At 67.2% G+C, this 23,426-nt stretch carries 19 protein-coding genes and 4 tRNA genes; 14 read left to right on the top strand and 9 right to left on the bottom strand.

The genetic code is table 11. The features are described from left to right. Window positions 1-79: 79 nt before the first annotated feature. Genes ACFWPK_RS08520 through ACFWPK_RS08510 form a run of 3 tightly spaced genes read left to right on the top strand, consistent with a single transcriptional unit; the run spans window position 80 to window position 5,678 of the window. On the top strand, window positions 80-733 hold the full coding sequence (locus ACFWPK_RS08520; RefSeq protein ID WP_378913951.1) for a TetR/AcrR family transcriptional regulator: 654 nt from the start codon (window positions 80-82) through the stop codon (window positions 731-733). Next, window positions 730-2,466 carry an AMP-binding protein gene (locus ACFWPK_RS08515; RefSeq protein ID WP_378913950.1) on the top strand — a complete coding sequence of 579 codons (1,737 nt, stop codon included), beginning with the start codon at window positions 730-732 and terminating at the stop codon, window positions 2,464-2,466. Before ACFWPK_RS08520 ends, ACFWPK_RS08515 begins: the two co-directional genes overlap by 4 nt. Further along, window positions 2,463-5,678, top strand: coding sequence for a carboxyl transferase domain-containing protein (locus ACFWPK_RS08510; protein ID WP_378913949.1), 3,216 nt, complete (start codon window positions 2,463-2,465; stop codon window positions 5,676-5,678). Before ACFWPK_RS08515 ends, ACFWPK_RS08510 begins: the two co-directional genes overlap by 4 nt. Here ACFWPK_RS08510 and ACFWPK_RS08505 read toward each other — a convergent pair. Continuing rightward, entirely contained in the window at window positions 5,650-6,273 is a 624-nt protein-coding gene (locus tag ACFWPK_RS08505) for a TetR/AcrR family transcriptional regulator (protein ID WP_378913948.1), read from the bottom strand. The genes ACFWPK_RS08510 and ACFWPK_RS08505 overlap by 29 nt on opposite strands. A gap of 132 nt (window positions 6,274-6,405) precedes the next feature. Here ACFWPK_RS08505 and ACFWPK_RS08500 point away from each other — a divergent pair, with 132 nt between their 5' ends. From ACFWPK_RS08500 to ACFWPK_RS08480, 5 genes are read left to right on the top strand one after another with little or no spacing between them, the layout of a single operon-like run. Next, window positions 6,406-7,803 carry an MFS transporter gene (locus ACFWPK_RS08500; protein ID WP_378913947.1) on the top strand — a complete coding sequence of 466 codons (1,398 nt, stop codon included), beginning with the start codon at window positions 6,406-6,408 and terminating at the stop codon, window positions 7,801-7,803. Between the two features lie 60 nt (window positions 7,804-7,863). Beyond that, on the top strand, window positions 7,864-8,685 hold the full coding sequence (locus ACFWPK_RS08495) for an SDR family oxidoreductase (RefSeq protein WP_378913946.1): 822 nt from the start codon (window positions 7,864-7,866) through the stop codon (window positions 8,683-8,685). A 14-nt stretch (window positions 8,686-8,699) separates the two neighbouring features. Further along, window positions 8,700-9,905 (top strand): acyl-CoA dehydrogenase family protein, encoded by a 1,206-nt coding sequence (locus ACFWPK_RS08490; RefSeq protein ID WP_378913945.1) that lies wholly within the window; start codon window positions 8,700-8,702, stop codon window positions 9,903-9,905. A gap of 52 nt (window positions 9,906-9,957) precedes the next feature. Further along, the gene (locus ACFWPK_RS08485; RefSeq protein ID WP_378913944.1) at window positions 9,958-10,941 is read left to right on the top strand and encodes an NADPH:quinone oxidoreductase family protein; all 984 of its coding nucleotides are present in this window, start codon (window positions 9,958-9,960) and stop codon (window positions 10,939-10,941) included. 22 nt (window positions 10,942-10,963) lie between these two features. Continuing rightward, a complete protein-coding gene (locus ACFWPK_RS08480) occupies window positions 10,964-11,653 on the top strand; it encodes a TetR/AcrR family transcriptional regulator (RefSeq protein WP_378913943.1) in 690 nt (229 codons plus the stop codon). 63 nt (window positions 11,654-11,716) lie between these two features. On the opposite strand, the gene ACFWPK_RS08475 is transcribed toward ACFWPK_RS08480, so the two are convergent. The 4 genes from ACFWPK_RS08475 to ACFWPK_RS08460 form a co-directional block, all read right to left on the bottom strand. After that, a tRNA-Phe gene (locus tag ACFWPK_RS08475) sits at window positions 11,717-11,790 on the bottom strand. A gap of 30 nt (window positions 11,791-11,820) precedes the next feature. Next, window positions 11,821-11,894: transfer RNA gene (locus tag ACFWPK_RS08470), tRNA-Asp, on the bottom strand. 40 nt (window positions 11,895-11,934) lie between these two features. Continuing rightward, window positions 11,935-12,007 (bottom strand) — tRNA-Glu (locus ACFWPK_RS08465). Between the two features lie 91 nt (window positions 12,008-12,098). Next, window positions 12,099-12,770: a TetR family transcriptional regulator gene (locus ACFWPK_RS08460; protein ID WP_378913942.1), complete on the bottom strand. Its 672-nt coding sequence runs from the start codon at window positions 12,768-12,770 to the stop codon at window positions 12,099-12,101. A 729-nt stretch (window positions 12,771-13,499) separates the two neighbouring features. Here ACFWPK_RS08460 and ACFWPK_RS08455 point away from each other — a divergent pair. From ACFWPK_RS08455 to ACFWPK_RS08445, 3 genes are all read left to right on the top strand, one after another. Then, a tRNA-Lys gene (locus ACFWPK_RS08455) sits at window positions 13,500-13,575 on the top strand. A 138-nt stretch (window positions 13,576-13,713) separates the two neighbouring features. Continuing rightward, a complete protein-coding gene (locus ACFWPK_RS08450) occupies window positions 13,714-14,304 on the top strand; it encodes a DUF937 domain-containing protein (protein WP_378913941.1) in 591 nt (196 codons plus the stop codon). 229 nt (window positions 14,305-14,533) lie between these two features. Next, window positions 14,534-15,490 (top strand): acyl-ACP desaturase, encoded by a 957-nt coding sequence (locus tag ACFWPK_RS08445; RefSeq protein ID WP_378913940.1) that lies wholly within the window; start codon window positions 14,534-14,536, stop codon window positions 15,488-15,490. Window positions 15,491-15,553: 63 nt separating this feature from the next. On the opposite strand, the gene ACFWPK_RS08440 is transcribed toward ACFWPK_RS08445, so the two are convergent. Continuing rightward, the gene (locus tag ACFWPK_RS08440; RefSeq protein ID WP_378913939.1) at window positions 15,554-16,135 is read right to left on the bottom strand and encodes a hypothetical protein; all 582 of its coding nucleotides are present in this window, start codon (window positions 16,133-16,135) and stop codon (window positions 15,554-15,556) included. 204 nt (window positions 16,136-16,339) lie between these two features. On the opposite strand from ACFWPK_RS08440, the gene dusB reads away from it, so the two are divergent. From dusB to phoU, 3 genes are all read left to right on the top strand, one after another. Further along, window positions 16,340-17,494 carry a tRNA dihydrouridine synthase DusB gene (gene dusB, locus ACFWPK_RS08435; protein WP_378913938.1) on the top strand — a complete coding sequence of 385 codons (1,155 nt, stop codon included), beginning with the start codon at window positions 16,340-16,342 and terminating at the stop codon, window positions 17,492-17,494. Between the two features lie 246 nt (window positions 17,495-17,740). Next, window positions 17,741-19,804, top strand: a complete 2,064-nt coding sequence (locus ACFWPK_RS08430; protein WP_378913937.1) for an LCP family protein — start codon at window positions 17,741-17,743, stop codon at window positions 19,802-19,804. A gap of 86 nt (window positions 19,805-19,890) precedes the next feature. Next, window positions 19,891-20,556 carry a phosphate signaling complex protein PhoU gene (gene phoU, locus ACFWPK_RS08425; protein WP_378913936.1) on the top strand — a complete coding sequence of 222 codons (666 nt, stop codon included), beginning with the start codon at window positions 19,891-19,893 and terminating at the stop codon, window positions 20,554-20,556. Between the two features lie 186 nt (window positions 20,557-20,742). On the opposite strand, the gene pstB is transcribed toward phoU, so the two are convergent. Genes pstB through pstC form a run of 3 tightly spaced genes read right to left on the bottom strand, consistent with a single transcriptional unit; the run spans window position 20,743 to window position 23,415 of the window. Continuing rightward, complete coding sequence (gene pstB / locus ACFWPK_RS08420; protein WP_378913935.1) at window positions 20,743-21,519, bottom strand: phosphate ABC transporter ATP-binding protein PstB; 777 nt, start codon at window positions 21,517-21,519, stop codon at window positions 20,743-20,745. Between the two features lie 19 nt (window positions 21,520-21,538). Beyond that, entirely contained in the window at window positions 21,539-22,444 is a 906-nt protein-coding gene (gene pstA, locus ACFWPK_RS08415; protein ID WP_378913934.1) for a phosphate ABC transporter permease PstA, read from the bottom strand. Next, entirely contained in the window at window positions 22,444-23,415 is a 972-nt protein-coding gene (gene pstC / locus ACFWPK_RS08410) for a phosphate ABC transporter permease subunit PstC (RefSeq protein WP_378913932.1), read from the bottom strand. The genes pstA and pstC overlap by 1 nt, the downstream gene beginning before the upstream one ends. Window positions 23,416-23,426: the final 11 nt, after the last annotated feature.

Here is a 23,426-nt window from a genome sequence, read left to right as displayed (position 1 = left end):
CCCCCGTTTCGGTAACCGAACAGGTCAGGTGGCAAATCGCTTGTTGACATTGACGTCAACGTCAACAACACTTGTGATGGTGACCACAAGCGAGGCGCAGGAGCGGGCCCGATCGGCGCGCAAGGACAGCGCGGGGCCGCGGCGGAGCGAGCTGCTCGACGCGGCGGCGGAAAGCTTCGCCGAGCTCGGGTACGACCAGACCTCGGTGGAGACGATCACGACGCGCGCGCGGGTCTCCCGGGCGACGTTCTACGCGTACTTCTCCTCCAAAGACGAGGTGTTCGGGGCGATCACCGAGCGGGTCTGCGCGCAGTTCCTCGACGCGCAACTCGTGGTGGACGTCGAGGTCACCGCGGCGGCCGAGGTCATCGGGGCGACCACACGGGCGTTCACGGAAGCCGTGTTCGCCAACGGCGCGCTGGTGGCGCTGATCGAGCACCGGGCGGGGATCGATCCGGCGATCGGCGCGCAGTGGTCGCGGGTGCGCACCCGCCTGCGCAAGCGGTTCACCGCCTTTCTCGAACGCGACGAGGTGCGCGGCGAGATCGACCCGTGCGCCCCGCTGCCGCGGATCGTCGAGACCCTCGCCGACGCACTGCTGATCGGCGCCTCCCGGCTCGCCGGAGCCGACCGCGACCGGCGCGAACAGTTCATCACCGACCACATCGCCATCGCCGAACGACTGATCGGCTTCACCAGCCAGACCGAGTACCCGGAACGGAAGTGCCCATGACCGTCGAACCAACCACCGTCGCCCCGCCGTCACTCACCGCGGCACTGGCGGAGATCCACGCACGGCAGAGCGCTGTCTGGCCCGCACAGGTCCCACGCACGGTGGAGTATCCGATCGAATCGATGGCCCTGGTCGACTACCTGCGCCACTGGGCGGCGCGACAACCCGAAGCCACCGCGATCGCCTACTACGGCCGCGACATCAGCTACGCCGAATACGACGAACTCTCCGACCGTTTCGCCGGTTGGCTGCTCGCGAACGGCGCACAGGCGGGCGACCGGATCGGGGTGTACCTGAGCAACTGCCCGCAGTTCCTCGTCGCCATGCTCGGCATCCTGAAGATCGGCGCGGTGCACGTGCCGATCAATCCCCTGTTCCGCACCCACGAACTGCGCCACGAGCTCGTCGACGCGGGCGTGACAATCCTTCTCGCCCAAGACGATCTGGCCCCGCTGGTCGACGAGGTGCGCGCGGACACCCCCGTGCGGCTGATCGCGCGCACCGCGCTGTCCGACATGTTCACAGACGAACCCGCCGTCGCCGCCCCCTTCGAGACCACCGCGGCCGAGACCGACTGGCACCGGATCATCGAAAGCCCGCGCGCCCCGGCACAACCCGCCGATCCGGACGCACTCGCCGCGCTGAACTACACCGGCGGAACCACCGGCATGCCGAAGGGCTGCGAGCACACCCAGCGGCACATGGTCTACACCGCGGCGACCGCCACCGTGGGCAACGGCTCGCGGGTGGGCGAACGCCCGCTCATCGCGCTGAACTTCCTGCCGGTGTTCTGGATCGCGGGCGAGGACTTCGGCATTCTGTTCCCGCTGGTCAACGGCGGCACCGCGGTGCTGATGAACCGATGGGACGCCGAGACGGCACTGACCCTGCTCGGCCGCTACCGGGTCACCTCGATGATCGGCATGATCGACAACTACGTGGAGATGATGGAGCACCCGGCATTCGACCCCGCCGGACTCACCGCGCTGGAGAACACGACCGGTGTCTCGTTCGTGGTGAAACTCGACGCCGAGATCCGGGCTCGCTGGCGCGCCGCCACCGGACTCACCCTGCGCGAGACCAGCTACGGGATGACCGAGACCCACACCGCCGACACCTTCACCCTCGGCCTGCAGGACGACGACTACGACCTGCGCAGCGAGCCGGTGTTCTGCGGCCTGCCGGTGCCCGGAACCGACATCCTGATCGTCGACGAGGACGGCGCGCCGGTACCGATGGGCCACGAAGGCCAGATCATCGTGCGCAGCCCCTCGATCCTCACCCGGTACTACGGCAACCCCGAAGCCACCGCGGCGACCGTGCGCGATGGCTGGTTGCAGACCGGCGACGTCGGCAAGCTGAACGAGCGTGGCGCCCTGCACTATCTGGCAAGGAACAAGGAGATGATCAAGGTCAACGGCATGAGCGTGTTCCCGTCCGAGGTCGAATCCCTGCTGATGCTGCACCCGCATGTGCAGACCGCCGGTGTGGTGCCCAAACCCGATCCACAACGCGGGCAGGTGCCGCTCGCCTTCGTCCAGTTGATCCCCGAATCAACCGTCGCGGCAGCCGAATTGCAGACCTGGGCGAAACAGAACATGGCCGGGTACAAGGTCCCCCAGATCGAGATCCTCGACGCGTTGCCGATGACGGCGACCGGCAAGATCCGCAAGGGCGAGCTGTTCACCATGACCGAGCGCATCGCCGCCACCGAATCCGAGGACATCCAGTGAAGCTGCTGATCGCCAATCGCGGCGAGATCGCCCTGCGTGTGATCCGCACCGCCACCGAACTCGGCATCGACACCGTCGCTGTCTACGCCACCGACGACGCCGACAACCCTGATGTGCACGCGGCGGGCGAGGCGATCGAGTTGGCGGGCACCGGCGCCGCGCCCTATCTCGACCACGCCGCGATCCTGGCCGCCGCCAAGGAGTCCGGCGCCGACTACCTCCATCCCGGCTACGGATTCCTCAGCGAGAACGCCGAATTCGCGCGTGCCTGCGCGGCCGATGGCGTGACGTTCGTCGGCCCCGATCCCGCGGTGCTCGACCTGTTCGGTGACAAGTCCTCGGCCCGCGCGACCGCCGTTGCCGCGGGCGTACCGGTGTTGCCCGCGACCGAGGGACCGACTACCGCCGAGCAGGTCCACGCGTTCTTCGGCACGCACCCCGGCGCGATCATGATCAAGGCGCTGGCCGGTGGCGGCGGCCGTGGCATGCGGGTGGTGCGGACCGCCGGGGAGATCGACGACGCCTACCGCCAGTGCGCCGCGGAGGCGCAGCTCGGTTTCGGCAACCCCGCGGTCTTCGCCGAGATCCTGTTCGAGAACGCCCGGCATATCGAAGTGCAGATCATCGCCACGGGCGGCACGGCGCTCGCGCTCGGTGATCGCGATTGCAGTGTGCAGCGCAGGCATCAGAAGCTGCTCGAAATCGCGCCTGCTCAGGGTCTTTCGGAGGACCTGCGCAGGGAACTTCACACGGCGGCAGCGCGGCTGTGCGCCCATGTCGGGTATCGCGGACTGGCGACCGTCGAATTCCTGGTCTCCGGCACCGAATTCGTGTTCCTCGAGGTCAATCCGCGCATCCAGGTGGAGCACACCGTGACCGAGGAGGTGACCGGTGTCGACCTGGTCGCCGTGCAGCTCGCGATCGCCCAGGGTGCGCCCCTCGACGGCCTGGGCCTGCCGAGCGGAATCGTCTCCGACGGCACCGATTCCACCGGCGAACCCGCCGCCGCGGACGGCATCGCGATCCAGGCCAGGGTGAACATGGAGACGATGGCGGCCGACGGTTCGGCCGCGCCGACCGCGGGCACGCTGACCACCTTCGCGCCGCCGACCGGGCCGGGCGTACGAGTCGACACGTTCGGCCGCGCCGGGCTGACTCCGAGCCCGCGGTACGACTCGCTCCTGGCCAAGGTGATCACCCGTACCCGCGGCCAGTCCTTCCCCGCCGCCGCCCGCAAGGCCGCGACAGCACTCGCCGAGTTCACCGTGACCGGCATCGGTACGAACATCTCGTTCCTGCGAGAGATCCTCGCCGATACCACCTTCCAGTCCGGCGTCGCCACCACCGGCTTTCTCACCGAGCGACTGACCGACCTGGTCGCGGCGGCCCTGACCGATCAGCCCGAGGTCGCGGTCGCCGCCGTCGAGCTGTATCCGGGTCAGGAGGCCGTACGCGCACAGCTCGCGGGCACGGTGGTCGAAGTGACGGACGAGGGTGTCGACATCGGCGCCGGTGGTCAGCTCGTCGTGCTCGAGGCGATGAAGATGCAGCATGTGCTCACCGCACCGGATGCCGCCAGGACCGTCCGGGTGCTGGTCCGCCCCGGCCGAGTCGTCGCGCCGGGCGACCCACTCGTCATCATCACCCGCACCGGTGCGGGTGAAACCGGCAGCGCGCACACCGATCTGGATCCCGGCCGTACCCGCGCCGATGTGGACGAGATCCGCGCCAGGCACCTGGCAACACTCGACGAATCCCGCCCGGCGGCCGTGGCGAAGCGGCACAAGCTCGGTCGACGCACAGCAAGGGAGAACATCGCCGACCTGGTCGACGCGGGCAGCTTCGTCGAATACGGCGCGCTCACCTTCGCCGCGCAACGCAGCCGACGCACCGAAGCAGACCTGATCGCCAACACCCCCGCCGACGGCCTGATCACCGGCTTGGCGACCATCGGCGCCGACCGCTTCGACAAGGCAGACGCGGTGGTGATCTCCTACGACTACACCGTGCTCGCGGGCACACAGGGCAAGAACAACCACGCCAAGACCGACCGCGCCTTCGAGCTCGCCGAACGCAAGCGGGTTCCGGTGGTCCTGTTCGCCGAGGGCGGCGGCGGCAGGCCGGGCGACACCGACTGGACCGGCATGGGCCTCGACGTGACGACCTTCCGCGCGCTCGGCGCCCTGCGCGGCAAGGTACCGCTGGTGACGATCGTGTCGGGCCGCTGCTTCGCGGGCAACGCCGCCCTGGCCGGCGCCTGCGACGTGATCATCGCGACGCCGGACGCCAATATCGGCATGGGCGGACCGGCGATGATCGAAGGCGGCGGGCTCGGCGCCTACCGCCCGGAGGACATCGGCCCGATCGACGTGCAGCGCCGCAACGGCGTCGTCGACCTGGTCGCCCGCGACGAGGCGCACGCGGTGGCGCTGGCCAAGCAGTACCTGGGCTATTTCCAGGGCCGGGTCGACGATTTCGAAGCCCCCGACCCCCGCCTGGCCCGGCATGTGGTGCCGGAGAACCGGTTGCGTGCCTATGACATCCATCGCGCCATCGACGCGATCGTCGACATCGGCTCGGTGCTCGAGCTGCGGCCCGACTACGGAGTCGGCGTCGTCACCGCGCTGGTGCGGGTACACGGCGAACCGTTCGGCTTGATCGCCAACAGCAGCCACCACCTCGGCGGTGCCATCGACGCCGAGGCCGCCGACAAGATGGGCGAGTTCCTCACCCTGTGCCAATCCTTCGGGCTGCCGGTCGTCTCCCTGTGTGACACACCGGGTTTCATGGTCGGACCGGAGGCGGAGAAGACCGCGACGGTGCGCCGGTTCAGCAAGTTGTTCGTGCTCGGCGCCCAGCTGAGCGTCCCGTTCGGCACGATCATCCTGCGCAAGGGCTACGGCCTCGGTGCGATGGCGATGACGGCGGGCCATTTCCACGCGCCGAACTTCACCGTCGCCTGGCCCACCGGCGAGATCGGCCCGATGGGGCTGGAGGGCGCCGTTCGCCTCGGCTTCAGCAAAGAGCTCGCCGCCGTGGCGGATCCGGCCGAGCGCGAGACGCTGTTCGGGCAGTTGCTCACTCTGGCCTACCAGCAGGGCAAGGCGATCACCGCCGCGACGGGTTTCGAGCTCGACGACGTGATCGACCCCGCCGACACCCGCACCTGGATCGCCACCCTCGTCAGTAGCCGGGCGCGCGCAGGATCCTGAGCACCAGATCGGCGTTGATGTCGCCGAGTTCCTCCGGGGTGAACTCACCGCCCGGCCGGTACCACCGGCAGATGTCGATCCCCAGCGACATCATCGCCAGCACGGCGACGCGGGGATCGGCGACGGTGAACACGCCGCGCTCGATCCCCGCCCGCACCTCCGCGACCGCGGCCTGCCGGATCCGGCGGCGGATCGCGGCGACCATCTCGTGGTGGCCGGGGGCGAGGTGCCTGCTCTCGTACTGGGCGATCCGCGCCCGCCGGTAGCTGCGCGCGTGCAGGACGCTGAACGCGGTGACCAAGGCCCGTATGCGGTCCACCGGCTCGGTATGGGGCGCGACGGCGGCTTCGATGATGGTCAGGGTGTTCTCGACGGCATGCTCGACCAGCCGGAAGAGCAGATCCTCCTTCGAGGCGAAATACACATACATCGCCGCCGGGCTCAACCCCGCGGCGGCGGTGATGTCCCTGGTGCGGGTGGCCTCGAAACCCTTGTCGGAGAACAGCACTACCGCCGCGTCGAGCAAGCGCTGCGCGGTGTCGCCCAGCGTGGCGGCCGGGTCGGCCAGTGGGTCGTCATCGAGCAGCCCGGTCAACGGATTCCCCTTCGCTATGCCTGTGATTGACATTACATCTTTGCGGGCTCACACTGAGCAAGCGCTCACTCACTTGAAGTTGACGTCAACTTCCAATAGTTTCAACCCTGCGGATTCACCGAGGAGTCACCGATGATCGAACCCGGCCAGCGGACAGCCGTCACAACACCGCCGACCTCGCCCGACACAGCACCGTCGTCGGCCGACGGCAAACGCGCGCATCGCAAGCTGCTCGCCGCAGGCCTGGTCGGCAGCTCGATCGAGTGGTACGACTTCTTCCTCTACGGCACCGCCGCCGCGCTGGTGTTCCCGCACGTGTTCTTCCCCGATGCCTCGGCGCTGATGGGCACCCTGCTCTCGTTCAGCACCTTCTGGGCGGGCTTCGTCGCACGCCCGATCGGCGGCGTGCTCGCCGGGCACTTCGGCGACCGGTACGGCCGCAAGCCCGTGGTCGTCGTCTGCCTGCTGGCCATGGGCATCGCCACCTTCGCGATCGGCTGTCTGCCCAGCACCGGCTCGATCGGCGTGCTCGCGCCCGTACTGCTGGTAACGCTGCGCTTCGTGCAGGGCATCGCCTGCGGCGGCCAGTGGGGCGGGATCGTCTTGCTGCTCACCGAATCCGCGGGCCCCAAGAAGCGCGGATTCGCGGGCACCTTCGGGCAGATGGGTGTGCCGCTGGGTTTGATCACGGGCAATCTGGTCTTCCTGGCCGCCACCGCGGCGCTGTCCACCGACGCGTTCCTCAGCTGGGGCTGGCGCGTGCCGTTCCTGGCCAGTGCGCTGCTGTTCCCGGTGGTGCTCTACATCCACACCAAGGTCGAGGACTCCCCCGAATTCCGTGAGTTGCAGGCCGAGACCGCGAAGAAGAAGGCGCCCGCCGTCGCCCAGGCGCCGCTGGCCGAGGCGATCAAGGAGCACTGGCGCACCATCCTGCTCGGCTGCGGCCTGCTGGCGGGCACCAACTCACTGTTCTACGTGAGCATCGCGGGCCTGCTCAGCTACGGCACCGCCGAACTCGGCATGAACCGCAATGCGCTGCTGGCTATCTCACTGATCTCCTCCGGCTTGCTCACCGCGGTGATCCTGTGGGCGGGAGCCCTGTCGGACCGGATCGGCAGGCGACCGCTGATCCTGATCGGCGGCGCGGGGATGGCGCTGTGGGCGTTCCCGTTCTTCGGGCTGATCAATACCGCCAACGTGCTCGCCGTGTTCGTCGCCGTCACGATCGGTTCGGCCATGCAGGCGCTCACCTACGGTCCGCTCGCCGCCTTCATGGGTGAGCTGTTCGCCCCGCGGGTGCGGTACTCGGGCGCCTCGCTGGCCTACCAGCTGGCCGCGATCACCATCAGCGGCGGCACCCCGTTCATCATGACCGCGATCATCGCCGAAACCGGATCGACCACCGGGGTTTCGCTGTTCCTGATGGCCATGGGCCTGATCACCGTGTTCAGCGCGTGGAAGCTGCGCGAAACCAACACCCCGGCCGTCCGCGACGACCCGGAAGCGGTGCCGGGAACCCAGCTGTACTGACCGATCCCCTTCGATTCGACCCTGCTCGGGCTGGAAACAGCCCGGGCGAAAGGATTTCTGATGAGAGTTGCCGAGAAAGTCGCCATCGTGACCGGTGGCGGCGCGGGCATCGGCGCCGCACTGGCCGCCGCGCTCGCCGCCGCCGGTGCGAAGGTGGTGGTGTCCGACCTCGACGAGGCCGCCGCGCTGGCCGTGTCGGCGCAGATCAACGCCGATCACCCCGGCACCACCGTCGGAATCGGCGCCGACGCCGCCGACACCGAGGCGATCAGCGGCCTGATCGCGGTGGCGCAACAGCAGTTCGGACCGGTCGACCTGTACTTCGCCAATGCGGGCATCGTCGGCGCCCCCGGGCTCGACGTCACCGACGCCGACTGGGACCGCGCGCTCGAGGTGAACCTGCGCGCCCACATCCGTGCCGCGCAGCTGCTGGTGCCCCGGTGGGTCGAACGCGGTGCGGGCTACTTCGTCAGCACCGCCTCCGCCGCGGGGCTGCTCACCCAGATCGGTTCGGCCACCTACTCGGTGAGCAAGCACGCCGCGGTCGGGTTCGCCGAGTGGCTCAGTGTCACCTACGGCGACCAGGGTGTTCGCGTCAGCTGCCTGTGCCCGATGGGCGTGAACACGAAACTGCTGTACGCGGGCCGGGATTCGGGCGAGGAGCTCGGTATCGCGGCGACCCGCGCCGTCGTCTCGGCGGGCGAGGTCCTCGAACCCGCCGAAGTGGCCGACATCGTGCTCGCGGCCGTCGACGCCGAGGAATTCCTGATCCTGCCGCATCCGCAGGTGTTGGAGATGTACCGCCACAAAGGCGCCGATTACGACCGCTGGCTGGGCGGCATGCGTCGCTACCAGTCGTCGCTGCTGGCCGAAACCCGCTGAGCGAGAGAGAAATCATGTCACTGTTCGATCTGAGCGAGCGCTCGAAGAAGTACTCCGAAGACCTGCTCGACTTCATGGACGCGCACGTCTACCCGGCCGAGTCCGTCTACGACGCGCAGATGCGCGAATCCGGCGACCCACATTTCCAGCCGCCGATCCTGGAAGAGCTCAAAACCGAGGCCAAACGGCGCGGGCTGTGGAACCTCTTCCACCCGCACCCCGGCCGCGGACCCGGCCTGACCAACCTCGAATACGCGCCGCTGGCCGAGATCATGGGCCGCAGCCATCTCGCGTCCGAGGCCTGCAACTGCAACGCCCCCGACACCGGCAACATGGAAGTGCTCGAGCTGTTCGGCACCGACGAGCACAAAGAGAAGTACCTGAAGCCCCTGCTCGACGGCACCATGGCCTCGGCCTTCGCGATGACCGAACCACGGGTGGCCAGCTCCGATGCCACCAATATCGAACTGTCGATGGTGCGTGACGGCGAAGACTACATACTCAACGGCCGAAAGTGGTTCGCCACCAACGCCTTGCACAAGAACTGCCGCGTGATGATCGTGATGGGCAAGACCGATCCCACCGCGGCACCGCACCGTCAGCAGACCATGATGGTGGTCCCGATCGACGCCCCGGGCGTCACGATCCTGCGCGGGCTGCCGGTGTTCGGCTACCAGGAACGCGAAGGCCACGCCGAGATCGACTTCGCCGACGTGCGGGTGCCCGCCACCGATGTGCTCGCGGGCGAGGGCGAGGGTTTCGCGATCAGCCAGGCCCGGCTCGGACCCGGCCGCATCCACCACTGCATGCGCAGCATCGGCATGGCCGAGCGCGCACTGGAGATGATGTGCAAGCGCGCGCAGGCGCGGGTCACCTTCGGCAAGCCGCTGGCCGACAACGCCAATATCCAGGACTGGATCGCCGAGTCGCGCATCGATATCGAGATGATCCGGCTGCTCACGCTCAAGGCCGCCCACCTGATGGACACCGTCGGCAACAAGGCCGCGCGCACCGAGATCGCCGCCATCAAGGTGGCCGCGCCGAACATCGCGCTCGAGGTCGTCGACCGGGCCATTCAGGTGCACGGTGCGGGCGGCGTTTCCGACGACTTCCCGCTCGCCGCCGCCTGGGCGCAACTGCGCACGCTCCGGCTCGCCGACGGCCCCGACGAAGTACACAAGCGGGCTATCGCACGTCAGGAACTACGCAAATGGCGCTGACCGGCCACACCGCGGGTATCTGACGAACACACAGACAGGAGGACTGATCACGATGAAAGCCTGGCAAGTAGCCGAACTCGGCGAACCACGGGATGTACTGCGGTTCAACGACATCGATGACCCGGTGGCGGGTCAGGGGCAGGTGCTGGTGCGCGTTCTCGCGGCGCCGGCCAACTTCCCCGATGTGCTGTTGTGCCGTGGGCAATATCAGGTCAAGCCACCGCTGCCGTTCACCCCTGGCGTCGAACTGTGCGGTGAGGTGCTTGCGGTCGGTCCGGGGGTCGACCGGTTCGCGATCGGTGACCGGATCGTCGGCACCGCGAACCTGCCCGGCGGCGCGTTCGCCGAGCTGGCCGTACTCGACGCGGAGAACGCCTTCCCCGCACCGGAATCCCTCGACGACGCCGAGGCGGCGGCACTCACCATCGGCTATCAGACGAGCTGGTTCGCCCTGCATCGCCGGACTCGGTTGCAGCCCGGCGAGACGCTGCTGGTGCACGCCGCCGCGGGTGGCGTCGGCAGCTCCGCGGTGCAGCTGGGCAAGGCCGCGGGCGCACGGGTGATCGGCGTCGTCGGCGGGCGCGCCAAGGCCGACTACTGCCGCGAGCTCGGCGCCGATCTCGTGATCGACCGGCACACCGAGGATTTCGTGCCGATCGTCAAGGAGTTCACCGGTGGTCGCGGCGCCGACGTGGTCTACGACCCGGTCGGCGGCGACGCCTACGCCAGGTCCACCAAATGCATCGCGTTCGAAGGCCGCATCCTCGTGATCGGCTTCGCCGGCGGCACCATCCCCCAGCCCGCGCTCAACCACGCACTGATCAAGAACTATTCGATCATCGGCCTGCACTGGGGTCTCTACAAGCAGTACAACCAGCAGGCGATCCACGACTGCCACGCCGAGCTGACCCGGCTCGCCGCGGCCGGACAGGTGAAACCACTGATCAGCGAACGACTCTTGTTCGCCGACATCCCCGCCGGACTCGGCCGCCTCGGCGACGGCGATACCGTCGGCCGCGTCGTGTTCCACCCGTGAACGCCGGTATATAACTACAACCATGGAACGAGCCGCCGACACCGACAGCGAGGGCGCGCTGCCTTCGATGGCACGCACCTCGCTGTTGCGCGACCTGCCGACCACCCCGCGCGGCCTGCGCACCAGGGACGCGCTGATCGCGGCGGGCCGCAAGGTGTTCGAGCGGATGGGATACCTCGATACCCGGCTCATCGACATCACCCAGGAAGCCAGCTGCTCGTCGGGCACTTTCTACACCTACTTCGCGAGCAAAGAGGAGATCTTCGCCGCGATCCTCGAGCACGCCCAGGAAGACATGATGCATCCCGGGATGCCGCATGTGACGGGCGAAGACGACCCTGCCTCGATCATCGAAGCCGCCAACCTGGCCTACTTCGAGGCCTACAAGCGCAATGCCGAGCTGATGGGCCTGCTCGAACAGGTCGCCCATATCGACCCCGAATTCAGCAAGCTGCGCCAGAACCGTGGCGATGCCTTCATCCGCCGCAACGCCCGCGGCATCGCCGACCTCCAGCGCCGCGGCCTCGCCGACCCCGATCTCGACCCGATGCTCACCTCGCGCGCCCTCTCGGGCATGGTCAGCCGCATGGCCTTCAACTATTTCGTCATCGGCGACGGCGAGCTCGACGGCAGGCAGATACCGATGGAAGAAGTTGTCCACACCCTGACCCGCCTGTGGACCAATGCCCTGCGGATGCCCACTACGAGCTGACCGGCTCGCCACCGGAAAACGAAAAAATCCCCTCACCGCGTACTTCGGTGAGGGGATCGAAGGTGGCCAGAGCCGGGATCGAACCGGCGACCTACCGCTTTTCAGGCGGTCGCTCGTACCAACTGAGCTACCTGGCCGGAAGTACCGGATTGCTCTGGTACTACGTGCGACCCTGACGGGACTCGAACCCGCGACCTCCGCCGTGACAGGGCGGCGCGCTAACCAACTGCGCTACAGGGCCATGCATACCTGCAGTACTACTAGACACAGTCCGAAGACTGTACCCCCTACGGGATTCGAACCCGCGCTACCGCCTTGAAAGGGCGGCGTCCTAGGCCGCTAGACGAAGGGGGCTCGTTCCGAATCTCTCCGGGGCGGCTTCAACGTTTCCGTTGGGAGCTCGCATAGCTTATGACAGGTGTGCGCAGAGTTCCAAATCGCCTGGTCAGGCGCCCAAACCGAGGTCATCAAGGCGTGCCTGTTCGCGCCAGCCCTCGGTGCGGAAGTTCTGGATCCACAGCGGGGTCGCCATTGCCTCCACGATAACCTCCAGCACCTCGGCGAAGCGGGCGCGCAGGTCGGCGGCGGAACCGTTGGCGATCGGGTCGACCAGATAGCGCTGGCCCGCCAGTGCGGCGGACAGGGTTCGGGTGAAGCGGTCGGGGTCGGCGTCGGCGCGCAGGTGGCCGTCGTCGATGGCACGGACGGCGAGCACGCGGGTGGCGCGGCCGACGATGCGTCCGCCGCCGTTGCCGGTGTCGCGATGGAAGTCGGGTTCGATCACGAGGCGGTACTCGGCTTGCACGATGGTGTCGTGCTCGAGGCGCAGCGCGATCTCGTCGACCATGCCGTGCAGCACGTCGAGCGGTCCGAGGTCGGCGCGCGCCAGCCAGCGCTCCGCGCAGATCCGGTACCGCTCCACCGCGGTATCGAGCACCGCGCGCGCCAGGTCTTCCTTGGAGTCGAAGTGGAAGTACATCGCACCCTTGGTGGCGCGCGAACCTTCCAGAATGCGGTTGAGCGATGCCGCGGCATATCCACTCTTCCCGAACTCGACGGCCGCGGACTTGATTATCGCCGCGCGTGTCCGGCGCGCCCGCTCTTGCTGCCGTGCCATGCTCGAAACGCCTCCGAACCTTCTCGACGCCTGCGGTCGAATACAGACCGTTGGCGCGAATTGTGGTTTTAATTCAAACTTTCGGTATGAAAAACTCGCGGTGTCTCGCACTGCGGCGCCACCACGTGTGAGAACCGCCTCCTCCTGCGGTAACGGCTACCCCTTTGCCGGGAGTTCGCGCACCCATCGCGATCACCTCGGCCTGCAATCCTTCGGTGAATTTCGAAACGCCGCACCCTGCACCGGAGCCACGGAAAACGCCGCACCGGTGATTGTTTCGAAATTCACCAGGCGATCACCGTACCCGTATTCCCGAGTCGACACGCGGCGATTGGAGTAGCTATCCGAACATCCGGTCCGGTTATCCACGTCAGCAAACGAGGCGCTACCGGAATGGTTGCTTCGGGTACGAATTCCGTAGGCGCGCAGCCCGGTTGAACGACTCACCGGCACCGCCGACGTTCGCCGAACGGTCGCGAGACCGGCGCCCACCTGGACCACTCCATCGCTGCTGCACCCCTGCTTGTCGAAAGATGTTGCGATACAACAGTATTCGATGACCATACGCAACCCGTAGCGTGAACGACCCAGGGCACCAGGTGTTTACCGGGAATCGTCGCGGGCGCCGGCATTGTTACCGGCCGCCACCAGCGGCGATCAGCCGCCTGCGACTCCACCGGGGACCACTATTCGGCCCTTCGGCACAGTGTCCGCTAGACTCCGCTGCGCGCCCCTTTAGCTCAGTTGGTAGAGCTGGTGACTTTTAATCACTAGGTCGTAGGTTCGAGTCCTACAGGGGGCACCATCACTACCACGGTGACCATCGTCACGTGGCGACGCGCCAAACCCAGACGCCGCCGAAACCGCCGGTTTCGTGCATCTATTCACCTAACCTGAGCGCGACCCGGGCTACCGGGCACCCTCGACCCTCAGGCGGAGTGAGATGACTTCCTTCGACGATTTGCTGTCCCAAGTCCCCATCGCCCAGATCGCCGACCAGCTCGGCGTCGACCAGGCGACCGCGACCACGGCCGTGCAGGCCGCGCTGCCGACGCTGCTCGGCGGGCTCCAGGCCAATGCCGCCCAGCCGCAGGGCGCGGCGTCACTGCTCGGCGCGCTCGACAACCACGGCGGCCTCGTCGAAGGCGAGGGCGCGGTCGATCTGCGGCAGGTGGACACCGACGACGGCGAGAAGATCGTCGACAACGTCTTCGGTGACGAGAAGAACACCGTGATCAGCGCGCTCGGTGCGGGCGGCGGGACCGGCGGCAACGACCTGATCGGCAAGCTGCTGCCGATTCTCGCCCCGATCGTGCTCGCCTACGTGGCCAAACAGCTCACCGGCGGTGGCGGCGCCGCGGCACCGCAGCAGACGCAGGCCTCCGGCGGTGGTCTCGGTGATCTGCTGGGTGGTCTGCTCGGCGGCAGCAGCAACACCGGCAGGCTCGGCGGCATGATCGGTGACGCACTGTCGAAGAACGCGGGCGGTGCGCTCGGCAGCGTGCTCGGCGGCCTGCTCGGTGGGAAGCGCTGAGAGTTCATCTACCCGTAGCTAACACCGCGAGGCCCGCAGCGATAGACCCTATGCTGCGGGCCGAGCACCTAGACTCGTCAGCACGACCATCGGTCCTACCGTCGAGTTGTGGCGTTGCTCAACTTCGTCGGAAAACCACTCTGTTGCGTTCCGCATCACACCTACGGTGCCGTAAGGTATGGCCGCATCGCGACGTTCGACCGCAAGCACGACAGCGAAGGGTTTTTACATGGCAAGGGATCTGACTCAACTCGAACTGCTCACGGAGTTGGAGCCGGTTGCCGAGGAAAACGTCAACCGCCACATGGCGCTCGCTAAGGAATGGCATCCGCACGACTACGTCCCGTGGGACGAGGGCCGCAACTTCGCCGCCATGGGCGGCATCGATTGGGATCCTGAGCAGTCCAAGCTCAGTGAGGTCGCCAAGGCGGCCATGATCACCAACCTGCTCACCGAGGACAACCTGCCCTCTTACCACCGTGAGATCGCCGAGAACTTCTCCCAGGACGGCGCCTGGGGCACCTGGGTCGGTCGCTGGACCGCCGAGGAGAACCGCCACGGCATCGTGATGCGCGACTACCTGGTGGTCACCCGCGGCGTGGATCCGGTCGCCCTCGAAGAGGCGCGCATGATCCACATGACCAACGGGTTCGCCTCCCCCACCGAGGTCGACGCGGGCTTCCTGCACTCGGTCGCCTATGTGACCTTCCAGGAACTGGCCACCCGGGTGAGCCACCGCAACACCGGCAGGGTGTGCGACGACCCGATCGCCGATCGCATGCTCCAGCGCGTCGCGGCCGACGAGAACCTGCACATGATCTTCTACCGCAACCTCTGCGGCGCGGCGATGGACCTGAGCCCCGACCAGACCATCGAGGCCATCTCGATGATCGTCGAGAACTTCCAGATGCCCGGCGCGGGCATGCCGAACTTCCGTCGCAACGGCGTGCTGATGGCCAAGCACGGCATCTACGACCTGCGTCAGCACCTCGAAGAGGTCGTGCAGCCGGTGCTCAAGAAGTGGAACGTCTTCGATCGCACCGACTTCACCGCCCGCGGTGAGGCCACCCGTGAGCGGCTGGCGGACTTCCTGGAGAAACTGGGCTCCGACGTGCTGAAGTTCGAGGAGCAGCGCGACCGGATGCTCGCTCGCGAGGCCAAGAAGCTCGAAATGGTCTCCGTCTAGGTTTCACAACGAAAGCGCCGCCCACCGGAATCCGGTGGGCGGCGCTTTCGTCGGTCGACGGGGTTATTTCATCGGGAGGGCGCCGTCGGCACTGCCGACGTCGGTGATCTTCCAGTCCTTGCCCGCGTCGACGGTGATGTTGTAAGTGACCGTGTTGCGCAGGCCGTCGGGGTTCTGCGCGTTGGTGGTGCTCACGTCGACGAAGGCGGCGACCTTGTAGACCTCACCCTCCTGCGAGAGCACCTTGGCGGTGATCGGTGCCGCGGTGGAGGTCCACTTCAACGGGATGATGATCTGCTCGAGCTTCGCGCCGGTGGCATCGAACTTGTTCGACAGTTCGGGGGAGGTACCGGCCTTGAGCTTGGCGACCCAGGCATTGACGTCCTGGTAGTTCAGGGTGGCCGAGCCGACGGAGTAGTCGAGGGCGATCTGCTCGGCCTTCGCGTTGTCGGCCGCCTGGTTCTTCGTGTCGGAGATCTCCGAGCGCGCCGAGCCGAGCAGCACACCGAGCACGAGGGCGATGATCGCGAGGACGGCGATCACGGCGCCGCCGACCAGCGACGAGACGCGCACGGCGACCGTGCCCGTGGCAGGCGTGGCAGGGGTTTTCGTCAGGTCGGTGGCGCCTTCGTTGCTTTCGGCCATGGGGGTCTTCTCCGATTACGTGGGGACAGCGCACCGCCGGAGGCGACGATGCCAGCAGAGTAAGGCTACTGAGGTTTCGGACCTGCTCCGGACACGGCGTAGCAGGTAAACGATGTCAGCTGGGTCGCAGTGGCGGCGATGACCCGCGGATAAGCAGCAGGACGCGAGATCGATCACATCAGGGCGGATGAGACAATCGTGTGCGTGACTACCACGCTGCCCCAGGCGCCGACGGCGCTGCGGATCGGGCCCTACCCGGTCGATCCGCCGGTTGTGCTCGCGCCGATGGCGGGCATCACCAACCGTGCCTTCCGCAGGTTGTGCCGGGAGTTCGGTAGCGCGACCTCGATCTACGTGTGCGAGATGATCACCGCACGCGCGGTGGTCGAGCGCAACGAGAAGACGCTGCACATGATGTCGTTCGACGCCGACGAGCATCCACGCTCGATGCAGCTCTACGGCGTGGACCCCAAAACCCTCGGCGAGGCGGTGCGGATCATCGTCGGCGAGGGCTGGGCCGACCACATCGACCTCAATCTCGGCTGCCCGGTCCGCAAGGTGACCAAGCTCGGCGGCGGTTCGGCGCTGCCGTACAAGCGCAGGCTGTTCGCCAATATCGTCCGCGAGATGGTGGCCGCGGCCGAACCGGCGGGCGTTCCGGTGACCTTCAAGTTCCGGATCGGCATCGACGACGACCACCACACCTACCTCGACACCGGCCGCATCGCCGAGGCCGAGGGCGCCGCCGCCGTGGCACTGCACGCGCGCACCGCGGCGCAGCTGTACTCGGGCGCGGCCGACTGGTCGGCCATCGCGCGGCTCAAGGAAACCGTCACCTCCATCCCGGTGCTCGGCAACGGCGATATCTTCACCGCCGACGACGCGCTGCGGATGATGAACGAGACCGGCTGCGACGGCGTGGTGGTCGGGCGCGGCTGCCTCGGCAGGCCATGGCTGTTCGCCGAACTCAGCGCCGCCCTGCGCGGCGAGCCGATCCCGGAGGGGCCCACGCTCGGCCGCGTCGGTGAGATCCTGGTGCGCCACGCCACCCTGCTCACCGAGCACGACGGTGAGGACAAGGCGATGCGCGATATCCGCAAGCACATGGCCTGGTACCTGATGGGTTTCCCGGTCGGCTCGCAGCTGCGGCGCAGCTTCGCCACCGTGTCGAAGTTGTCGCAGATCGAGGATCTGGTCGGACAGCTCGACCCGACTGTGCCCTTCCCCACCGACGCGCTCGGACCGCGCGGGCGTCAGGGTTCGCCGCAGACCAAGGTCGTGCTGCCGGAGGGCTGGCTCGACGACCCGGAGGACGACACTGTTCCGGCCGCGGCCGATGTGATGCACAGCGGCGGCTGATCAGCCCCTGATATCGAGCCGACATCAATTCGTAAGTCGTCGCTGTCTCGGCCGATGGCACCCGCTCGAGCAGGGCTTTCCGAGGCCCGCCGAAACTTCGCAACCAGATTGTCAGCGATTCCGGTGTGCACTGGAGTGGCTACTCGTGGCGGAATCGTTATCATTGCGGGATCGTTCGACTCTGGTTCGAATCGGAGCCGTGCGATGACGCGCAGGCTGCGCCAGATAGAGAAGTGAGGTTCGTTGGTGGGTGACGATCGGCGCGGGCGTACGCCCCGGCCCGGAAATCGCGCCCCCTGGGAGCGGTACCCAGCGGCCGAACCCACCGAGCAACCGGAAACCGGCTCGCGCCGTTCCCGGCACGCGGACTCGACGCAGGACGCCGCGCCGCTGACGGTGGCCGACCTCGTCAACCGGGTCGACAGCGAACGCACCAGGCGCGACCGACGGGTGCCCCCCGCCGAGAGCGGCGACCCCGCCTCGCGTGCGGGCCGCCGCGCCCGCGAACAGGCACCGCGTCCCACCCCACGTCCCGACATCGCACCCCGCACCGACGGCTCCCCCGTCGTCGACGACATCGCGGGCACCCCACCGCATCGCGCCGAATCCCCCGCCGACCGCACCGCGACCACCGCGCTGCCCGCCCAGGCGAAGGAATCGGTACGCACAGCCGCCCCCGCGCGGCGCGTGGCCGATCCGATCGATCCGCCCACCGACATCCTGCCCACGGTCACCACCGCCGAGCCCAAGCGCGCCAGGCCGGTCAAAACCGCGGCCGCCGCACCGCCGCGTCGTCCGGGCAGCGACAGTCGGCGTAGCAAGCAGGCGCGGATGGCGGGCCGGGTCACGCTGACGTTCGTCGCGGTGCTCGCCCTCGTCATCACCGGCGGCGGCTGGAGCTACCTGCAGGCCACCAACAGCAGCTTCACCCAGGTCGACGCGCTCGGCGGCGGTGCCTCCGGCGACGTGCTCGACGGCGATATGCAGCTCGGCGACGAGAACTACCTCATCGTCGGCACCGACACCAGAGCGGGCGTCAACGCCGACATGGGCGCGGGCTCGGCCGAGGACACCGAAGGCGCCCGCGCCGACACGGCGATGCTGGTGCACATCCCGAAGAACCGCTCGCGGGTAGTGGTCGTGTCGTTCCCGCGTGACCTCGACGTCACCAGGCCGCAGTGCGCCGGTTGGGACAACGAGAAGGCCACCTACACCGACGAGAAATTCCCCTCGGCCCTCGGCGGCAAGCTCAACGCGGTGTACGCCCTCGGTGGGCCGCGCTGTCTGGTCGACGTGATCCGCAAGATGTCGGGCCTGACCATCGGTCACTTCATCGGCATCGACTTCGCCGGCTTCCAAGCCATGGTCGACCAAGTCGATGGTGTCGAGGTGTGCTCCACCAAGCCGATCATCGACGGAGTGCTCGGCACGGTGCTCGAGACCTCGGGTAAGCAGCGCATCAACGGTGAGACCGCGCTCAACTATGTCCGCGCGCGGCATGTGGTCGGCGAAGAACGCAGCGACTACGACCGTATTCACCGTCAGCAGCAGTTCCTGGCAGCACTGCTGCGCGGCGCGTTGTCGAGCAAAGTGCTGCTCGACCCGGCGAAGTTGCAGGGCTTCGTCGAGGCATTCCGTCAGCACACCTTCGTCGACGGTGTCGGCACGCAAGATCTGATGCTGCTCGGCCGGTCGCTGCAGAAGGTCAACGCGGGTGCTGTCACCTTCATCACCGCGCCCACCGCCGGTACCACCGCCTATGGCAACGAGATTCCCCGCGAGTCCGACATCAAGGCGATCTTCCGCTCGATCATCGACGATCAGCCGCTGCCCGGCGAGGAAACCGCGCCGCCGGTGACGAGTTCGAGCGAGGCTCCGCCGACCCAGGCACCCAAGGTCTTCGCCGTGAGTCCCGGCTCGGTCTCGCTGCGGATATCCAACGGAACCGGCCGCACCGGCGTGGCGCAACAGGCCGCGAACAAGCTCTCGAACATGGGTTTCGGGATCTACAACGTCGGCAACTACCCCCAGGGCAGCGATTCGACCGTGGTCCGCTTCTCGACCGGCAACGAGGCCGCGGCCGCCACCGTCGCGAGTGCGATTCCCGGCGCGGTGCTCGAACGCGATGACGATCTCGACGGAATCATCGAGGTCATCCTGGGTTCGAACTTCGCCGGACAGGTCCGTACCCCGGTCTCGGTCGGCACCGAAATCCCCGACGCGGGCACCGGCAAGCCGATCACCGCGGCCCCCGTAACCCTGCCGTCCGACCTCGAACACATGAACGCGGCCGACACCAGCTGCGACTGACCGCGCTGACCTGCCACGACACTGCCATGCGGCATTAACCCGGTGTTGGGTGACAGCGGTGCGGGTACCCACTAGGGTCAGCAATCATGCGTGTCATCTACAACGAGCAAATGGCCGACCTCGCCAACCTCCTCGGCGAGATGGCCGGTCTCGCTGGCCAGGCCATGGAACAGGCCACCCAATCGCTGCTGCAGGCCGACCTGGGTCTGGCCGAGCAGGTCATCGGCGAGCAGGATCGGATCTCGGTGATGATCACCGAAGCCGAGGAGAAGGCCTTCGCGCTGCTCGCACTGCAGGCACCCGTCGCGGGCGACCTGCGCCAGGTCGTCAGCGCGATCCAGATCGTCGGCGACGTCAACCGGATGGGCGCGCTCGCGCTGCACGTCGCCAAGGTGACCCGCCGCCGCCACCCGGCCCACGCCCTCCCGGAGTCGGTCAACGGCTACTTCGCCGAGATGGGCCGCATCGCGGTCAACATGGGCGCGGGCGCCAAAGAGGTGCTCGAGTCCCGCGACCCCGAGCGCGCCGCCCAGCTCAACCAGGACGACGAGGCGATGGACGACCTCCACCGCCACCTGTTCACCCTCCTGATGGACCGTGACTGGAAGTACGGCGTAGCCGCCGCCGTCGACGTCACCCTCCTGGGCCGCTACTACGAGCGCTTCGCCGACCACGCAGTGGAGATCGGCCGCCGCGTCATCTTCCTGGTCACGGGCGTCCTCCCGGGCGACGAGGAAATCGAAACAAGCTGAGAGAGAACGCAAAAAGGCCCGTGCACATTGCACGGGCCTTTTGCTAACCCACTCACTGATCTCGCACGAACATGGGTAACTCACCGGGTACGGGCTGCACCAGCCACCACCATCGTCTGGCCGCCAACGCAAACCTCCCCGCACCCAGGTCTGGCCTGAAGTCGCGGGGAGGCGGGATAATCGGCGTCAGCCGAAGCGGCCGGAGATGTAGTCCTCGGTGGCGCGCTGGGTGGGGTTGGAGAAGATCTTCTCGGTGTCGTCGATCTCGATCAGGCGGCCGGGCTTGCCCTGGGCCTCGAGGTTGAAGAAACCGGTCTGGTCACTCACCCGCGCGGCCTGCTGCATGTTGTGGGTGACGATGACGATCGTGAACTCTTTCTTGAGCTCGGTGATCAGGTCCTCGATCGCCAGGGTGGAGATCGGGTCGAGCGCCGAACACGGCTCGTCCATCAGCAGGACGTCGGGCGAGACCGCGATGGCGCGGGCGATGCACAGACGCTGCTGCTGACCACCGGAGAGGCTGCCACCGGGCTTGTCGAGGCGGTCCTTGACCTCGTTCCAGAGGTTGGCGCCCTTGAGCGAGCGCTCGGCGACCTCGTCGAGTTCCTTCTTGTTGCGCACACCCTGCAGCTTCAGCCCGGCCACCACATTGTCGCGAATCGACATGGTGGGGAACGGGTTCGGGCGCTGGAACACCATGCCGATGGTGCGACGCACGCCGACCGGGTCGATCGCCGAGCTGTAGATGTCCTCGCCGTCGAGCAGCACGGCACCTTCGACGCGGGCGTTCGGGGTCACCTCGTGCATGCGGTTGAGCGAGCGCAGCACGGTGGACTTGCCACAGCCGGAGGGACCGATGAAGGCGGTGACGCTGCGCGGCAGCACGGTCAGTTCCACATTCGCCACGGCGTGGAAGCTGCCGTAATAGATGTTGAGATCTTTGACGTCGATCCGCTTGGCCATCTGAGTATTCCGTTCGCTTCTATCGGTTCCGGGTGAGCAGCTTGTTGACGCCGGCGGCCGCCAGGTACAGCACTGCGATGAGCAGGATCAGCGTGAGCGCCGCACCCCACACACGTGCGCGGCCCGCGGGCTCCGGGTTCGCCAGCTCTTGGTAGATCAACAGCGGCAGCGAGGCCATGTTGCCGTCGAAGATGTTCTGGTTGATCGACTTCGAGTAACCGACCAGGACCAGCACCGGCGCGGTCTCACCCATCACACGAGCGAGCGCGAGCAGGATGCCCGAGATCATGCCGGGTGCGGCGGTGGGGATGACGATCCGCAGGATGGTCTTCCACTTCGGCACACCGAGCGCGTAGGACGCCTCACGCAGCTCGTCGGGCACCAGCTTCAGCATTTCCTCGGTGCTTCGCACGACCACCGGCAGCATCAGCAGCACCAGCGCCAGCGAGACGGCGAAGGAGCTCTGCGGCATACCGAAGGTGGCGATCCACAGCGCGAAGATGAACAGCGCGGCCACGATCGAGGGCACACCGGCGAGGATGTCGACCATGAAGGTGGTGACCTTGGCGAGCCGGCCGCGACCGTATTCGACCAGGTAGACCGCGGCCATGATGCCGAGCGGTACCGCGATGATCGAGGCCACCGCCGACTGCACGATGGTGCCGTAGATCGCGTGGTACACACCGCCGCCGGTCTGATCCGGCAGGATGCCCTTCTGGGAGTTGAACCACCAGTCCGACGAGATGATGGTGCTGAAGCCCTTGGTGATCACCAGGCCGAGCACCCACACCAGCGGGATCAGCGCGATGACGAAGCACAGCGTGACCAGGCCGGTGGCGATGTTGTTCTTGATCCGCCTGCCGGTGCTGACGTGCCGGAACGTCGGCGCCTTGACCGGTTTGTCGAGGACAGTTGTCGGAGGCATCAGCCGTTCACCTTTCCGCCGGAGGCCAGGCGGGCCAGCGCGTTGACGATGAAGGTCAGCGCGAAGAGAACGAAGCCGGCGGCGATATAGGCGCCGGTAGGCAGCGGTGAACTGAACTCCGAGGCCGCGGAGGCGATCTTGGAGGCGAAGGTGTAGCCGCCGTCGAACAGCGACCACTCACCGGGCACGGTGGCGGTGCGCAGCACGACGAGCACCGCGATCGTCTCACCGAGCGCGCGGCCGAGGCCGAGCATGGAACCGGCGATCACACCACTGCGCCCGTAGGGCAGCACCGTCATCCGCACGACTTCCCACTTGGTGGCGCCGAGGGCCTGCGCGGCCTCGATGTGCGCGCGCGGGGTGAGCGCGAACACTTCGCGGGCGACCGAGGTGATGATCGGCAGGATCATCACCGCGAGCACGACACCGGCGGTGAAGATGGTGCCGCCACCGCCGATCGAGACGTTGCCGTCGGAGAAGAGGAAGAACCAGCCCAGGTTCTCGTTGAGGAATTCCTGCACCGGCGCGATCTGCGGCGCCAGCACCAGGAAACCCCACAGACCGAACACGATGGACGGCACCGCGGCGAGCAGGTCGATCAGCATCGTGAACGGCCTGCCCAGCCGCGACGGCGCGTAGTGCGTCAGGAACAGCGCGATACCGACACCGATCGGCACCGCGACGACGAGCGCGAACACCGAGCTCAGGACCGTGACCATGAACAGGTCGCGGATACCGAAGCGGAGATTGTTGGCATCACCGGTCGAGAACTCGGTGCTGGTGAAGAAGTTGGCATTGTCGGCCATGAGCGAGGGGACCGCGCGGATCAGCAGGAACAGCGCGATCAACGCGATAGCGGCGACGATTGTCGCGCCGGCAGCGGTGGCCATCCACCGGAAGATCGTCTCGGCGTTCAGGCGGCCGGTACGACCCCCGTCAGGGGCCTTGTCGATTTTCGGTTCGGTCGGCATATTCGCAGTAT

The sequence above is a fragment of the Nocardia sp. NPDC058519 genome (assembly GCF_042719755.1).
Taxonomy (GTDB): Bacteria; Actinomycetota; Actinomycetes; order Mycobacteriales; family Mycobacteriaceae; genus Nocardia.
This window is presented reverse-complemented; position numbering and strand designations above follow the sequence as displayed.

What these genes read in the sequence shown, in the direction of transcription:
- ACFWPK_RS08445 (WP_378913940.1), top strand. Translation starts at nt 14,534, where the DNA reads ATGGCAAGGGATCTGACTCAACTCGAACTGCTCACGGAGTTGGAGCCG.
- ACFWPK_RS08490 (WP_378913945.1), top strand. Translation starts at nt 8,700, where the DNA reads ATGTCACTGTTCGATCTGAGCGAGCGCTCGAAGAAGTACTCCGAAGAC.
- pstA (WP_378913934.1), bottom strand. Translation starts at nt 22,444, where the DNA reads ATGCCTCCGACAACTGTCCTCGACAAACCGGTCAAGGCGCCGACGTTC.
- ACFWPK_RS08495 (WP_378913946.1), top strand. Translation starts at nt 7,864, where the DNA reads ATGAGAGTTGCCGAGAAAGTCGCCATCGTGACCGGTGGCGGCGCGGGC.
- ACFWPK_RS08450 (WP_378913941.1), top strand. Translation starts at nt 13,714, where the DNA reads ATGACTTCCTTCGACGATTTGCTGTCCCAAGTCCCCATCGCCCAGATC.
- pstB (WP_378913935.1), bottom strand. Translation starts at nt 21,519, where the DNA reads ATGGCCAAGCGGATCGACGTCAAAGATCTCAACATCTATTACGGCAGC.
- ACFWPK_RS08515 (WP_378913950.1), top strand. Translation starts at nt 730, where the DNA reads ATGACCGTCGAACCAACCACCGTCGCCCCGCCGTCACTCACCGCGGCA.
- pstC (WP_378913932.1), bottom strand. Translation starts at nt 23,415, where the DNA reads ATGCCGACCGAACCGAAAATCGACAAGGCCCCTGACGGGGGTCGTACC.
- ACFWPK_RS08485 (WP_378913944.1), top strand. Translation starts at nt 9,958, where the DNA reads ATGAAAGCCTGGCAAGTAGCCGAACTCGGCGAACCACGGGATGTACTG.
- phoU (WP_378913936.1), top strand. Translation starts at nt 19,891, where the DNA reads ATGCGTGTCATCTACAACGAGCAAATGGCCGACCTCGCCAACCTCCTC.
- ACFWPK_RS08500 (WP_378913947.1), top strand. Translation starts at nt 6,406, where the DNA reads ATGATCGAACCCGGCCAGCGGACAGCCGTCACAACACCGCCGACCTCG.
- ACFWPK_RS08440 (WP_378913939.1), bottom strand. Translation starts at nt 16,135, where the DNA reads ATGGCCGAAAGCAACGAAGGCGCCACCGACCTGACGAAAACCCCTGCC.
- ACFWPK_RS08460 (WP_378913942.1), bottom strand. Translation starts at nt 12,770, where the DNA reads ATGGCACGGCAGCAAGAGCGGGCGCGCCGGACACGCGCGGCGATAATC.
- ACFWPK_RS08480 (WP_378913943.1), top strand. Translation starts at nt 10,964, where the DNA reads ATGGAACGAGCCGCCGACACCGACAGCGAGGGCGCGCTGCCTTCGATG.